Below are 14198 nucleotides of genomic sequence, written 5' to 3'. Positions count from 1 at the left end.
CCGCAACCGATGGGCCGGAGCCGTTCCCGCACCCGCCGCCGAGTGGGAACGGCTCAGCGCCGCGGCGGCGTGCCCCCTTCCCCGAGGTCCCACCACAGGCCGGCAAAGGCGAGGATCCCCTCCCGCGCCGGGCCGACCAGCAGGTGCTCGTCCGGCCCGTGCTGCTTGCAGCCATTGTAGCTGTGCGGCACCCAGACCAGCGGCACGCCGAGATGGTCCACGAACACGTCGCCCGGCAGCCCGCCGGAGCTGTTGGGGATGATCTGCACCCGCTTGGCCAGGCTGCGCTGCATGCTCTCCTGCGCCCAGCGCACCCAGGGGTGATCGGGGGCGGTGCGGCTCGCCGGCATGCGGACGAAGGGGTTCTCCACCCGCACGTCGCCGAAGCCCTGCGCGTCGAGATGGCGGCGCAGCGCCGGGGCGAAGCCCTCCGGGTCGGTGTCCACGGTGTAGCGGATCTGGCAGTGGGCGCGGGCGTCCGGCGCCACGGCGTTCACCGGGTTCTCCGGCCTGCCGCTGAGCATGGCGAGCACGATGAAGCTGTTCCAGCCGTAGATCTTCTCGGCCGGGGTCAGGCCGGGCTCGCCCCAGCCCTCGTCGATGGTGGCCGCGCCCTCGCCGCCGCCGACCGGGCAGCCCTCCAGCACCGCGCGCACCGCGGCGGGCACGCCGTTCCGCGGCAGCCAGTCCCGCACCAGGATCCTGCCCCGCGCATCCACGATGCTCGCCAGGGCGTGGGCGAGGCGGATCGCCGGGTCGGTGGTCAGACCGCCCCAGTGGCCGGAATGCACCCCGCCCTCGCGCAGCGCCACCACCAGGTCGCAATGCCAGGTGCCGCGGGTGCCGGTGGCGATGGTCGGCACCGCCGGATCCACGCGCGGCCCGTCCGAGGCGATCAGCACGTCGGCCGCCAGCGCCTCCCGCCGCGCCGCGACGAACTCCCGCAGGCCCCGGGAGCCGCGCTCCTCCGCCATCTCGAGCACCAGCTTCACGTTGCAGCCGAGGCGGCCGCCGCGCTCGGCCAGCACCGCCTCCAGCGCGGCGAGGTTCAGCGCGTGCTGGCCCTTGTTGTCGGCGCTGCCGCGGCCGTACCAGCGCCCCTCCTCCTCGGTCAGCCGCCAGGGCGAGAGGCCCTCGCGCCACTGCTCGTCGAGGCCGCGCACCGTGTCGCCATGGCCGTAGAGCAGCACGGTCGGCCGCGCCGGATCCTCGATGCGGGCGGCGGTCAGGATCGGGCCGAAGCCGGGCAGCGGGTTGGGATGGATCGAGACCTCGAAGCCCATGCGCGCGAGCCAGGGGCGGATCGCCTCGGCGAGGTAGCGGTCGAGCTCCTTCTCGAAGCCTGGCTCCTGCGCGGTGGAGGGGATGGCGACCAGCCCCGCGAGCAGGTCGCGGAAGCCGCCGCCGTCGAAGAACGCCGCCGCGCGCGCCAGCGCGCCCTCGCGTGTGCCCATCTGCCCGATCCCTTGCCGTTGCGGGGCGGATGCGGCCGGCACCCGCCCGCGGCGGGTTCTCCCACGGCGGCGCGGCGCCGTCAGGCCCCCTTTCTCATCCCCGCTGCGCCCGCCAGCGCAGGAAGGCGGCGGCCTCCGGCAGGCGCCGCGGCGCCGCGGCGGGGCCGGCGAGGCGCAGCACCACCGGTGGCGCCCCGGCCACCGGCGCGGTGGCGAGGGCAAGGTCGAGCGCGGCGCGGCCGAGATCCGCCTCCCCGCTCGCCACGGCTTCCGCGCCCCCCTCGGTGGCGAGCCGCGCCGTGTCCAGCATCGCCCGGCCGCCGTCGAGCCGGGCGGCGACCTCCAGCCGCTCGAAGGCGGTGGCGCCGCCCTCCGCCAGCGCCCGGCGCAGCCCCGCCTCGGCGGCGTCGAGCGCGGGCTCGGCCGCCGCCGCGAGGATCGCCGGCAGGTCGTAGCCGATGAGCACCCCGTCCTCGGCGAGGAGCGTCACCTCGCCCGAGACGGTGGCCGCCAGCGCGGCGAGGCTGTGCCCCTCCGCCCGCAGCCGCGCCGTCCCCCCCACGCGGCCCGCGCCGAGATCGAGCGGCAGGCCGAGCACGGGCCCCGCCACCGTGGCCCCGGCCAGCTCCGCCTCCAGCGCGAGGCGCGGCACCTCGGCCCCGGCCTCGACCAGGAGCGCCCCCTGCAGCGTGCCGCCGGCGAGCCTGGCGCGGAACCCCTCCACGCCCAGCCGCCCCTCGGCCAGGCCAAGCGTCGCCGCCGCCTGCTCCAGGGCCGGGGCGCCGGGGATCTCCAGCCGCTCCGCCTCCAGCGCCAGCTCGGCGTCGAGGCGGCCGAGGCGGCCGAACCCGAGCGGCTCCCCGGCGGAGAGGCCGGCGCCGGGCAGCGGCAGCCGCTCGGCGGCGAGGCGCCCGGTCAGGCGCGGCCGTGCCGCCCCGAGGGCAAGGGCAAGCTGCCCCCGCGCGCGCAGCACCCCCGCCACCAGGTCGAGATGCTCCGCCGCCACCGCCTGCGGCGTGCCGGCGAGGCTTGCGATCACCGAGAAGGAGCCCTGGCCGAGCCACTCCTCCACCCCCGGCCCGAGCAGCGGCGCGAGCAGGCGCGGCGCGCCGGGGTGGCGCAGCGTCAGCGTGCCGCTGCCCCGGCGGCCCGGCCCGTCCAGCGTGCCCTGCGCTTCCAGCCGCAGGTCGCCGAGATCGGCCTCCGCCTTCAGCCCCAGCGCCTCCGGCACGCCGCCGCCCGAGAGCCGCAGCGCCACCGGCACCCCCTCCTCCGCCGGCAGCAGCCCCGCCCAGGCGGCGGGCAGCAGGGCGCGGGTGGCGGCGCCGGCGCTGCCCGTCACCTCCAGGCTGAGTTCGGAGAGCCGCGTCGGCCCCGCCCCCGGCGCCGCCGTGCCGGCGGCGGCGATGTCGAGCTCGGCGAGGCGGAAGGCGAGGCGGCGCAGCGTCAGCCGCCCGGCCTCCAGCGTGGCGTCGAGCGAGGCCCGCCGCGCCCCCACCCCGCCCCAGGCGACCTCCTCGGCGGCGAGGCGCAGGTTGAGGTCGAGGCCCGCCCATCCCGGCGGCGGGCCGGACCAGGCGGCGGGCGGCGGCAGCAGCCCGTCGAGGTCGAGCCGGTTGAAGGTGAGGCCGAGCCCGATCGCCGGGCGCGCGCCCTGCCGCACCACCCCCGCGCCGCTCACCCGCGCCCCGTCCAGCACCGCCGCGAGGTCGGAAATGGTGGCCTGCCCCTCCTGCAGCGCCAGGCGGAACCGCCCCTCGGCGCGGCGCAGCCGGGCCGGGTCGGTGGCCGCCACCGGCACCCCGAGGGCGGCCAGCACCTCGCGCGCGTTCGGCGTCTCGAAGCGCAGCGCGAGCTCGATCCGCTGCCCGGCGGTGGCGCCGTCGAGCGCCACCTCCGTCTCCCCCGGCAGCAGGGCGGTGACGTCGGAGAAGGTGAGCCGCTCCCCCTCCAGGAAGAAGGCGCCGCGCAGCCGGCGCAGCGGCATGCCGGCGAAGGCCGTGGCCTCGGCCGAGAGGTCGATCCCGACCGGGATCGGCCGCGGCCGCGCGCCGCGCGCCGCCGCCACCCAGGCGTCGAGGTCGAGCCGCCCGGCGGCGAGGGCGATCTCGAGCCGCGGCGCGGGGGTGAGGCGCAGCGCCGCCGCCCCGCGCGCCGGCTGCCCGCCGAGGTCGAGGCCGAGCCCGGTCGCCGCGATCAGGTCGGCCGCGGCGGAGAGCCGGCCGGTGGCGCGGAAGGGCAGGGCCGGGGCGGGCAGCAGGGCGGAGAGGTCGCTGCCCGCCGCCTCGAGCCGCCCCTCGAACCCCCCTCCCGGCTGCAGCGTGCCATGGGCGGAGAGCACCGCCCCCCCCGCCGCCAGGCTGAGGTCGAGGGGCGCGATGCCGTCGAAGCCGGCGCGGCCGAGCTGGGCGGTGAAGCGCACCGCCTGGCCGCGCCAGGCGAAGCTGCCCTCCGCCACCAGCGCCTCCGTCACCCCGCCGGTGACGAGGCGCGCATCCAGCCCCTCGATCCGCAGCCCGCCGACGACGAGGCGGGAGTCCTCGAGCCGCGCGTCGAGGGTGGTGAGCCAGGCGGGCGGGCGGAAGCTCGGCAGCTCGGCCGGCGGCCAGGGCAGGCGGATGTCGGCCTTGACGATCACCAGCTCGCGCGGCTCCAGCCGGCCGGCGAGCAGCGCGCCGAGGTCGAGGCGCACCTCCAGCGTCTCGGCGGTGAAGGTGAGGCCGTCCCCCTCCGGCAGGATCGAGACCGCCGCCGCCTCCACCCGCGGCTGCGGCAGCAGCGCCAGGGTGATCGGCCCGTCGAGCGTCACGGTGCGGCCAAGCTGGTGGCCGGCGATGTAGGCGAGCTCGGCGCGGTAATGCTCCCAGTCGAGCAGCCGCGGCACCGCCCAGATCGCCGCCAGGGCCAGGGCGAGCAGGGCGAGGCCGAGCGCGGCGAGGCGGCGCATCAGGGGCCGCCGGGGCGGCGGCTCACGGCGCGCCCCACCCCCCGCCGCCGGGGGTCTCGACCACCAGCGCGTCGCCCGGGCGGAGATCGGCGCCGCCGGTGTTGCCGGGGATCGGCTCGATCCGCCCGTCGGACCGCTCCACCCACTGCCGCCCCGGCGCGCCGTCCGCCCCGCCCATCAGCCCGTGCGGGGCGACGGTGCGGCGCGAGGCCACCACCACCGCCTGCATCGGGCGCAGGAAGCGGAGGCGCCGGCGCGCCCCGTCGCCTCCGCGCCAGCGCCCGGCGCCGCCGGAGCCGCGGCGGACCGAGAACTCCTCCAGCCGCACGGGGTAGCGCAGCTCCAGGATCTCGGGGTCGGTCATGCGGGTGTTGGTCATGTGCGTCTGCACGGGCCCGGTGCCGTCGAAGCCCGGGCCGGCGCCGGTGCCGCCGCAGATCGTCTCGTAATACTGGTAGGTCTCGTCCCCGAACAGCAGGTTGTTCATCGTCGCCTGGGCGGAGGCGCAGGCGCCGAGCGCGGCGAGCAGCGCGTTGCAGGTCACCTGGCTGACCTCGGTGTTGCCGGCCACCACCGCCCGCCCCGGCGTCGGCGAGAGGAAGGTGCCGGGCGGCACCACGATCTCGAGCGGGACGAGGCAGCCGTCGTTGAGCGGGATGTCCTCCCCCACCAGGGCGCGGAAGCAGTAGAGCACCACGGCGCGGCAGACCGCCGGCGGGGCGTTGAAATTGCCCGGCCGCTCCGGCCCGGTGCCGGTGAAGTCGATCACCGCGCGGCGCCCGGCGCGGTCCACCCGCACCGCGACCGCAAGCGGCGTGCCGTCGTCGAGCGCGGTGCGGAAGGCGCCGTCCGAGAGGCGGTCGATCACCCGGCGGACGCTCTCCTCGGCGTTGTCCATCACGTGGCGCATGTAGGCGCGCACGGTGGGCAGGCCGAACTCCGCCACCGCCCGGCGCAGCTCCTGCGCCGCCTTCTCGTTGGCCGCCACCTGCGCCTTGACGTCGGCGACGTTCACATCCGGCGCGCGGGCGGGGTAGCGCGCCGCGGCGAGCAGGGCGCGGAACTCCGCCTCGCGGAACCGCCCGCCCTCGACGAGGAGGAAATTGTCGATCACCACCCCCTCCTCCTCCAGCGTCGCGGAGAGGGGGGGCGTGGAGCCGGGGGTGAGGCCGCCGATGTCGGCGTGGTGGCCGCGCGAGCCCGCGAAGAACAGGATCTCCCGCCCGGCCTCGTCGAAGACCGGGGTGATGACGGTGACGTCCGGCAGGTGGGTGCCGCCGTTGTAGGGGTTGTTCAGCGCCACCACGTCGCCCGGCCGCAGCGTCTTCCCGCGCAGGCGGATCACCGTGCGCACGCTCTCGCCCATGGCGCCGAGGTGCACCGGCACGTGCGGGGCGTTGGCGACCAGCCGCCCCTCCGCGTCGAAGACGGCGCAGGAGAAGTCCAGCCGCTCCTTGATGTTCACCGAGAGGCTGGTGTTCTGCAGCACCGCCCCGGCCTGCTCGGCGACGGACATGAAGAGGCTGTTGAACAGCTCAAGCATCACCGGGTCGGGGCGGCCGGCACCGGCGGCGCGCGCCGCGGCGCCGGGCGCGGCGGCGGCGCGCGGTTGCGCGCGGCGCAGGATGAGGTGGTTGCGCGGCGTCACCTCGGCGGCCCAGCCGGGCTCGACCACGGTGGTGGCGTTGGCCTCGCGGATCAGGGCGGGGCCCTCCAGCCGGTCCCCGGCGCGCAGCGCCTCGCGGTCGAACACCGGCGCGCGGTGCTCGGCGCCGGCGGTCCAGAGGGTGATGGTGTCGAGCACGGGCGGCGCCTCGCCCGCGGGGCGGGGCGGCAGCGCCGCCTCCTCCACCCGTTCGCCGGCGGCGGTGACCTCGGCCACCGCCGCCTCGACCACCACCTCGCGCTCGGGCGTGGCGAAGCCGAAGCGGCGGCGATGCGCCGCGGTGAAGGCGGCGAGCACCGCCTCGTGCGGGCCGAAGGGCACGGGCAGGAAGCTGTCGGTGCCGGCGTAGCGGAGGTGCAGGCGCCGCGCGCAGGCGATGCGCGCGGGGTCGGCGCCCTGGCGGGCCAGCTCCTCCCGCCCCGCCGCCTCCAGCGCGTCGAGCTGGGCGGCGAGGCCGTCCATGCCCTCGGGGGAGAGCGGCGCCTCCACCGCGCCCTCGCGGATCACCGTCTGGTCGGCGAGGCCCATCCCGTAGGCCGAGAGCACGCCGGCGAAGGGGTGGATGAACACCGTCTCCATGCCGAGCGCGTCGGCGACCAGGCAGGCATGCTGCCCGCCCGCGCCGCCGAAGCACTGCAGCGCGTAGCGGGTGACGTCGTGGCCCTTCTGGATCGAGACCTGCTTGATCGCGTTCGCCATGTTGGCGACGGCGACGCGCAGGAAGCCCTCGGCCACCGCGCGCGGATCCTGTTCGGGCCGGCCGGTGGCGGCGGCGATCTCGCGCGCCAGCGCGGCGAACCTCTCCCGCACCACCGCCTCGTCGAGCGGCTGGTCGGCGCCGGGGCCGAAGATCGGCGGGAAGTGGCGGGGCTGGATCTTGCCCACCATCACGTTGGCGTCCGTCACGGTGAGCGGCCCGCCGCGGCGGTAGCAGGCCGGCCCCGGCACCGCGCCCGCGGAGTCCGGCCCGACGCGGAAGCGCGCGCCGTCGAAGTGCAGGACGGAGCCGCCGCCCGCCGCCACGGTGTTGATCGCCATCATCGGCGCGCGCATGCGCACGCTCGCCACCTGCGTCTCGAAGGCGCGCTCGAACTCCCCGGCGTAGAGGGCGACGTCGGTGGAGGTGCCGCCCATGTCGAAGCCGATGACGCGGTCGAGCCCTGCCATCGCCGCGGTGCGCGCCGCGCCGACGATGCCGCCCGCGGGGCCGGAGAGGATGGCGTCCTTGCCCTGGAAGCTGCCGGCTTCGGCGAGCCCCCCCGAGGACTGCATGAAGTAGAGCCGCGTGCCTTCCCCGAGCTCGCCCGCCACCTGCTCCACGTAGCGGCGCAGGATGGGGGAGAGGTAGGCGTCCACCACCGTGGTGTCGCCGCGCGGCACGATGCGCGGCAGGGCCGAGGCCCGGTGGCTGAGCGAGACCTGCGCGAACCCCTCCTCCCGCGCGATGGCGCCGAGGCGCAGCTCGTGCGCCGGATGCGCCCAGGCGTGCATCAGCGCCACCGCGACGGCGCGGATGCCGGCGGCGTGCGCCTCGCGCAGCGCGACGCGGGCGGCCGCCTCGTCCAGCGGCTCGATCTCCGTCCCGTCGGCGGCGATGCGCCCGCCGATCTCCGCCACCCGCTCGTGCAGCAGCTCGGGCAGGCGGATGTCGAGGTCGAAGAGGCGCGGCCGCGCCTGGTTGCCGATGCGCAGCAGGTCGGCGAAGCCGCGGTTGACCAGCAGCAGCACCCGCTCCCCCTTGCGCTCGAGCAGGGCGTTGGTGGCGACCGTGGTGCCCATCTTCACCGCCTCGATCAGGCCGGGCGGGATCGGCGCGTCCGGGGCGAGGCCGAGGCAGGCGCGGATGCCGGCCACGGCGGCGTCGCGGTAGCGGCCGGGATTCTCGGAGAGCAGCTTGCGGGCGGTCAGGCGGCCGGAGGGGTCGCGCGCCACGATGTCGGTGAAGGTCCCGCCGCGATCGATCCAGAATTGCCAGCCCGCGCCCATCGCCGCCCCTTCGGGCGGGAGGCCGCGCGGGATCGCGCGGAGCGGCCCGCCCTGCCGCGCCGGCGTGATGGCGCCAGCCGCGCCGCGGCGCAAGCCCGCGCAGCCGCGGCGGACACCGTGGCTTGATGCGGGGCGACAATTGACGGGTCGGGTGGCTTCGCGTTCGGTGTAGCATGGTCTGCCCCAGCCTGCCGCTCACGCCCGAGCTCGCGGCGCTTCTCGACGCCCGGCTCGCCTCCGGCCGCCACGGCAGCGCGGCGGAGGCGCTGCGGGCGGCGCTGCTGCTGCTCGAGCGGGAGGAGCGCCGGCGGGAGGCCGCCTCGGCCGCCTTCCTCGAAGGCGGGGGCGAGATGGGTGCGCTGATGCGCGCGCATGACTGGGCGGCCACCCCGCTCGGCCCGCCCGGGGCCTGGCCGCAGAGCCTGCGCACCACCATCCGCCTGGCGCTCGGCACGCGCCACCCGGTGTTCGTCTTCTGGGGCCCCGAGCTCATCTGCCTCTACAACGACGCCTTCGCCGCCACCATCGGCCCCGAGCGCCATCCCGGCGCGCTCGGCCGGCCGGGCCGCGAGGTGTGGGCGGAGACCTGGCCGGTCATCGGCCCGCAGATCGAGCAGGTGATGTCGGGCCGCGGCGCCACCTGGCACGAGAACCACCTGGTGCCGATCACCCGCCACGGGCGGCGGGAGGAGGTGTGGTGGACCTACTCCTACAGCCCGATCGACGACGACACCGCGCCGGGCGGCATCGGCGGCGTGCTGGTGCTGTGCAACGACGTCACGCGCGAGCACCGCGCGCGCGAGGCGCTGCGCGAGGGGGAGGCGCGGCTGCGCGCGCTGCTCGACGCGCTGCCGGTGATGGTCTGGGTCACCGATCCCGGCGGGCGCTGCACCTTCCTCAACCGCCGCTGGCACGCCTTCACCGGCCAGGGGGAGGCGGAGGGACTCGGCTTCGGCTGGCTCGACGCCGTGCATCCGGAGGACCGGGAGGAGGCGCGCCGCATCTTCCTGGCCGCCAATGCCCGGCAAGAGGGCTTCCGCCTCGACTACCGGCTGCGCCGCGCCGACGGGGCCTGGCGCTGGGCGATCGACGCCGCCGAGCCGCACCTCGCCCCGGACGGGAGCTATCTCGGCCATGCCGGCGCGGTGATCGACATCACCGAGCGCAAGGAGGCGGAGGAGCGGCAGGCGCTGCTGGCGCGGGAGGTGGACCACCGGGCGCGGAACCTGCTCGCCGTGGTGCAGGCGACGCTGCGGCTGACCCCGGCCGGGGATCCGGCCGGCTTCGTGCGCGCGGTGGAGGGGCGGATCCGGGCGCTGGCGCGGGCGCACACCCTGCTCGCCGAGGATCGCTGGCGCGGCGCCGACCTCCGGGCGCTGCTCGAGGGCGAGCTCGCGCCCTTCCTCGGCGCCGGGCGGCGGGTGCGGCTCGACGGGCCGCCCCTGCTGCTGCCCGCGGGCGCCGCGCCGCCGCTCGCCATGGCGGTGCACGAGCTCGCCACCAACGCGGCGCGGCACGGCGCGCTCGTGGCGCCGGAGGGCAGGGTCTCGGTGTGCTGGCAGGTCGAGGACGGGTCGCTGCGCCTGCGCTGGACCGAGGAGGGCGGGCCGCCGCCCGCCGCGCCGCCGGCGGCGCGCGGCCTCGGCACGCGCCTGCTCGACGCCGCGGCGCGCCGCCAGCTTGGCGGCGCCGTCTCGCTCGCCTGGAAGCCGGAGGGGCTGGTGTGCGAGCTGACGGTGCCGCTCGCCTCGCCCCGGGCGGCGGCCGCGGACTGATACCGCCGCGGCCCTCCCGCCGCGGCCGGGGCGGTGGTAATCCATCGCCGGGCGGCGCGAGGGTGGCGTGGGAGTCTGGGGCAAGATCATCGGTGGGGTGGCGGGGTTCTTCACCGGGGGGCCGCTCGGCGCCGTGGTGGGGGCGGCGCTCGGCCACGCCGCCGACGCCGGGCGCGGCCTGCCGCCGGGCGCGGCCAGCCTCGCCGCCCTGCTCGGCTCGAAGGAGCAGCTCTTCTCCATCGGCGTCGTGGTGCTCTCGGCCAAGCTGGCGAAATGCGACGGCCCGGTGCGGCGGGAGGAGATCGACGCCTTCAAGCGCCACTTCCGCATCCCGCCCGAGAACCTGCGCGAGGTGGCGCGGCTGTTCGACAGCGCCCGCGAGACGCCCGAGGGCTATGAGGGCTTCGCCGACCGCCTCGGCGAGGCCTTCGCCGACAACAAGGGCATGCTCGAGGACGTGCTGGCGGCGCTGTTCCAGATCGCCCGCGCCGACGGCCCGCTGACCCGGGCGGAGGTCGCCTTCCTGCAGCGCGTGCAGGTGGGCTTCGGCCTCGACGCGCGGGCCTGGGAACGGGCGCGGGACGGCCGCACCGCGCATGCCGCGCCGGTGCCCGAGGGGCCGGACCCCTACGCCGTGCTCGGCGTGGAGCGCGGGGCGAGCGACGAGGCGGTGCGCCTCGCCTGGCGGCGGCTGATGCGCGAGAACCACCCGGACAGCCTGGCCGCGCGCGGCGTGCCGCAGGAGTTCGTCCGCCGTGCCACTGCCAAGGTGGCCGAGATCAACGCCGCCTGGGACCGCATCAAGCGCGAGCGCGGGCTGTGAGGCATCCGCCGCGGTCCCAGGCCCGCCACGCAACCGCCCGGCAGGCCGGGCGGCGGGGACCGCATCAAGCGCGAGCGCGGGCTGTGGGGCATCCGCCGCGGTCCCAGGCCCGCCACGCAACCGCCCGGCAGGCCGGGCGGCGGGAATCGCGCCGGCCGCGCGCCACGGGCCGGCCCTCCCGCCGATGAGCCTGCGCATCCGCGACCTGCCGAGCCCGAACCACGATCCGCGCCCCGAGGGCGCGCAGGTGGACACGCTGGTGCTGCACTACACCGGCATGCGCACGGCGAAGGAGGCGATCGCGCGGCTGCGCGACCCCGATTCGCGCGTCTCCGCCCACTACGTGGTGGAGGAGGACGGCCGCGTCTGGCGGCTGGTGCCGGAGGCGCGGCGCGCCTGGCACGCCGGGGTCTCGCACTGGCGCGGGCGGGAGGCGCTGAACGGCCGCTCCATCGGCATCGAGGTGGTCAATCCCGGCCACGAATGGGGCTACCGCCCCTTCCCGGCGCTGCAGATGGCGGCGCTGTGCGACCTCTGCCTCGAGATCCTGGCCCGCCACCCGATCGCGCCGCGCGACGTGGTGGCGCACAGCGACATCGCGCCGGACCGCAAGCAGGATCCGGGCGAGCTGTTCGACTGGGAGGGGCTGGCGGCGAACGGCGTCGGGCTGTGGCCCGCGGGCGTGCCGGGCGGGGACGCGGCGCCGGCCGAGGAGGGCGCGGCGCTGCCGCTGCTCGGCGCCATCGGCTACCGCACCGACCTGCCCGTGCCGGTGCTGCTCACCGCCTTCCAGCGCCACTGGCGGCCGGAGCGGGTGGACGGGCGGGCCGATGCCGGCACGCTGGCGCGGCTCGCGGCGGTGGCGGCGCTCTGCGCCGGGGGGCGTTGACGCGGCGCCGCCGCGGGCCGATCTCAGGGGCGCGCCAGGCGGCCGGACGGCCGCTGGTCCCGGAGCGATCCGGGGCTGGAGGAAAGTCCGGGCTCCACGGGAACACGGTGCCGGCCAACGGCCGGCGGGGGCGACCCCAGGGAAAGTGCCACAGAGAGCAGACCGCCGCGGCGCCGGGCGACCGGCCCCGCGGCAAGGGTGAAAGGGTGCGGCAAGAGCGCACCGCGCCCCCGGCAACGGGGGCGGCAGGGCAAACCCCACCGGGAGCAAGGCCGAATAGGGGTGGCCGGCGGCGTTCTCCGCGAGGGGGATGGCCGCGGGGGCGTTCCCGCCCCGCCGCCCGGGTTGGCCGCGAGAGCCTCGCCGCGAGGCGGGCCGCAGAGGAATGGCCGTCCCATCCCCGTGATTCACGGGATGGACAGAACCCGGCTTACAGGCCGCCTGGCGCATACTGTCCACAGACTGTCCACAGTTCTGTCCACCGGATGCTTCGGCCCGCGGAAAGAACAAAAGGGGTATGTGGCGGAAATACCATCTTGGCCGCCCCGGATTCTGTACGGCCGGCGGAATTCTTGGCTAAGCGCCTGCGGTCTCACGGGTTTGTACCGGTTTTTTTGTGGAGCGGAACGAGCAGGAGTGGCTTGAAATCCCGGAACCTCCCGTGCTATCCCAGGCTCACCCGTGACGGACCGGAAAGCTCGGGGGGGCGAGTGGTCCGAAGCGGGTGGTCGGGCGAGCCGGCGGGGTCGGGGGGCCCCGCCGGTCGCAGCCCAGGGGGGTTGCCGGCGGCGTCGGAGCGCGCGGCGACAGTCTGCGGCAGCCCCTGGCCGTCGGCGCGGAGGGGGGCGGGTCGATTTTCGCCAGCACGGTGCCCGGGACGTTCGATACGAAGAAGGCACGTATCTCCGTGCCCGCCGTGTTCCGCGCCGTGCTTGCCCGCTTCGACTCGAACGAGCTCATGGCGCGCAAGTCCAGCCACTCGCCCTGCATCGACCTCTGGCCCAAGCAGGCCTTCGAGGAGGAGGTGCAGCGCCGCGTCGCCAGCCTGGATCCCTTCGCCCCGGACTACGAGAAGCAGGTGCGCCGACTGGTCGCCAACGTGCATCCGCTCCAGCCCGACGCCGAGGGCCGCGTGGTGCTGCCGCGCGAGCTGATCGAGAAGGCGGGGCTGGACGGCGAGATCGTCTATTCCGGCCGCATCAAGTTCTTCCAGATCTGGAACGCCGCCCGCTGGCGCGAGGCCCAGGAGGCCGACGAGGCGGAGGACGCGGCATGAGCGGCCATCGCCCGGTGATGCTGCGGGAGGTGCTCTCCACCCTCGCCCCCCGCGACGGCGCCACCTATCTCGACGGCACCTTCGGCGGCGGCGGCTATGCCGAGGCGATCCTCGGCGCCGCCCGCTGCACCCTCTACGCCATCGACCGCGACCCGGAGGCGATCGCCCGCGGCGCCGCCCTCGCCGCGCGCCATCCGGGCCGGCTGCACCTGATCGCGGGCCGCTTCGGCGACATGCTCTCCCTCCTCGCCGCGCGGGGCCTCGCCGGCCCCGGCGGCGGGCCGGAGATGACGCTCGACGGCGTGGTGCTCGACCTCGGCGTCTCCTCCTTCCAGCTCGACGACGCGGCGCGCGGCTTCTCCTTCCGCGCCGAGGGGCCGCTCGACATGCGCATGGAGAGGGCCGGCCGCTCGGCCGCGGACCTCGTCAACACCCTGCCCGAATCGGAGCTCGCGGAGCTGCTCTTCGAGTTCGGCGAGGAGCGCCACGCGCGGCGCATCGCCCGCGCCATCGTCGCCGCCCGGCGCGAGACGCCGATCGCGACCACCGCCCGCCTCGCCGAGATCATCCGCGCCGCGGCGCCCCGCGACCCCTCCGGCATCGACCGCGCCACGCGCAGCTTCCAGGCGCTGCGCATCGCGGTGAACGACGAGCTCGGCGAGCTGCGCCGCGGCCTCGCCGCCGCCGCCGCGCTGCTCGCCCCGGGCGGGCGGCTCGTCGTCGTCTCCTTCCACTCGCTCGAGGACCGGATCGTGAAGCGCTTCATGCAGGAGGCGGCGGGCCGCGGCGCCGGCGCCTCGCGCCACGATCCGGCGGCGCTGCGCCGCCCGGAGGGCGCCGGCCCCGCCTTCCGCCTGCTCACGCCGCGGGCGCTCCGCCCCAGCGCGGCCGAGACCGAAGCCAACCCGCGCGCCCGCTCCGCGAGGCTGCGCGCCCTCGAACGCCTGCCCCGCCGGGAGGCCGCATGATCCGTCCGCTCACCCTCGTCACCATGGTCGCCGCGATGGGCGCCGGGCTGCACGTCTATCAGACCAAGCACGAGGTCGCGCTGCTCGACCGCGAGCTGCGCGGCATCGTCCGCGCCATCGAGGAGGCGAACGAGCGCAGCCTCGCCCTGCAGGCGGAGTGGGCCTGGCTGAACGAGCCGGAGCGGCTGCGCCAGGCGGCGCAGCGCCACCTGCAGCTCGAGCCGATGCAGCCCGCGCAGTTCCTGCGCCTCGCCGACCTCGAGCGCCGCCTGCCGGCGGTGGTGGCCTATGAGGGGCCGCCGGCCCTGTTCGCGGCGCGCGAGGCCCCGCCCGAGCCGGAAGGCGGCGTGCTGGCGCTGCTGCCGCGCGAGGCGCCGGTGCAGCTCGCCGCCGCGGCGGCGCCGAAGCCGGCCA

Annotated in this window: 9 protein-coding genes and 1 other RNA gene; 7 read left to right on the top strand and 3 right to left on the bottom strand. The window is 76.9% G+C overall.

Going from position 1 to position 14198, the window contains the following annotated elements; translation table 11 throughout:
• Window positions 1-53: 53 nt before the first annotated feature.
• The 3 genes from ET526_RS09840 to ET526_RS09830 all read right to left on the bottom strand — a co-directional run bounded on the left by ET526_RS09840 (window position 54) and on the right by ET526_RS09830 (window position 8053).
• Window positions 54-1454 carry a M20 family metallopeptidase gene (locus ET526_RS09840; RefSeq protein WP_135467522.1) on the bottom strand — a complete coding sequence of 467 codons (1401 nt, stop codon included), beginning with the start codon at window positions 1452-1454 and terminating at the stop codon, window positions 54-56.
• 94 nt (window positions 1455-1548) lie between these two features.
• Window positions 1549-4401 carry an AsmA family protein gene (locus ET526_RS09835; protein ID WP_135467521.1) on the bottom strand — a complete coding sequence of 951 codons (2853 nt, stop codon included), beginning with the start codon at window positions 4399-4401 and terminating at the stop codon, window positions 1549-1551.
• Between the two features lie 22 nt (window positions 4402-4423).
• Complete coding sequence (locus tag ET526_RS09830; RefSeq protein WP_135467520.1) at window positions 4424-8053, bottom strand: hydantoinase B/oxoprolinase family protein; 3630 nt, start codon at window positions 8051-8053, stop codon at window positions 4424-4426.
• A gap of 173 nt (window positions 8054-8226) precedes the next feature.
• On the opposite strand from ET526_RS09830, the gene ET526_RS09825 reads away from it, so the two are divergent.
• The 7 genes from ET526_RS09825 to ftsL all read left to right on the top strand — a co-directional run.
• Window positions 8227-9828: a sensor histidine kinase gene (locus ET526_RS09825; RefSeq protein WP_135467519.1), complete on the top strand. Its 1602-nt coding sequence runs from the start codon at window positions 8227-8229 to the stop codon at window positions 9826-9828.
• Between the two features lie 67 nt (window positions 9829-9895).
• The gene (locus ET526_RS09820) at window positions 9896-10651 is read left to right on the top strand and encodes a TerB family tellurite resistance protein (protein ID WP_135467518.1); all 756 of its coding nucleotides are present in this window, start codon (window positions 9896-9898) and stop codon (window positions 10649-10651) included.
• 184 nt (window positions 10652-10835) lie between these two features.
• Window positions 10836-11540, top strand: coding sequence for an N-acetylmuramoyl-L-alanine amidase (locus ET526_RS09815; RefSeq protein ID WP_192898677.1), 705 nt, complete (start codon window positions 10836-10838; stop codon window positions 11538-11540).
• A gap of 34 nt (window positions 11541-11574) precedes the next feature.
• An RNA gene (gene rnpB, locus ET526_RS09810) (RNase P RNA component class A) lies at window positions 11575-11989 on the top strand.
• A gap of 458 nt (window positions 11990-12447) precedes the next feature.
• Window positions 12448-12816 carry a division/cell wall cluster transcriptional repressor MraZ gene (locus tag ET526_RS09805; protein ID WP_135467517.1) on the top strand — a complete coding sequence of 123 codons (369 nt, stop codon included), beginning with the start codon at window positions 12448-12450 and terminating at the stop codon, window positions 12814-12816.
• Entirely contained in the window at window positions 12813-13784 is a 972-nt protein-coding gene (gene rsmH, locus ET526_RS09800) for a 16S rRNA (cytosine(1402)-N(4))-methyltransferase RsmH (RefSeq protein ID WP_135467516.1), read from the top strand. The genes ET526_RS09805 and rsmH overlap by 4 nt, the downstream gene beginning before the upstream one ends.
• The coding region (gene ftsL, locus ET526_RS21250) for a cell division protein FtsL (RefSeq protein ID WP_456305112.1) at window positions 13781-14198 on the top strand (418 nt) is incomplete at its 3' end. The genes rsmH and ftsL, both read left to right, overlap by 4 nt.

Origin of the sequence: Crenalkalicoccus roseus (assembly GCF_004761865.1) — a bacterium.
Taxonomy (GTDB): Bacteria; Pseudomonadota; Alphaproteobacteria; order Acetobacterales; family Acetobacteraceae; genus Crenalkalicoccus; species Crenalkalicoccus roseus.
The sequence above is the reverse complement of the archived record's forward strand: the minus strand, read 5'-3'. Positions and strand labels throughout refer to the sequence as shown.

Bases quoted from the DNA above. Each gene is read 5' to 3' on its own strand.
- ET526_RS09840 (WP_135467522.1), bottom strand. From the start codon at position 1,454: ATGGGCACACGCGAGGGCGCGCTGGCGCGCGCGGCGGCGTTCTTCGAC.
- ET526_RS09835 (WP_135467521.1), bottom strand. From the start codon at position 4,401: ATGCGCCGCCTCGCCGCGCTCGGCCTCGCCCTGCTCGCCCTGGCCCTG.
- ET526_RS09830 (WP_135467520.1), bottom strand. From the start codon at position 8,053: ATGGGCGCGGGCTGGCAATTCTGGATCGATCGCGGCGGGACCTTCACC.
- ET526_RS09825 (WP_135467519.1), top strand. From the start codon at position 8,227: ATGGTCTGCCCCAGCCTGCCGCTCACGCCCGAGCTCGCGGCGCTTCTC.
- ET526_RS09815 (WP_192898677.1), top strand. From the start codon at position 10,836: ATGAGCCTGCGCATCCGCGACCTGCCGAGCCCGAACCACGATCCGCGC.
- rsmH (WP_135467516.1), top strand. From the start codon at position 12,813: ATGAGCGGCCATCGCCCGGTGATGCTGCGGGAGGTGCTCTCCACCCTC.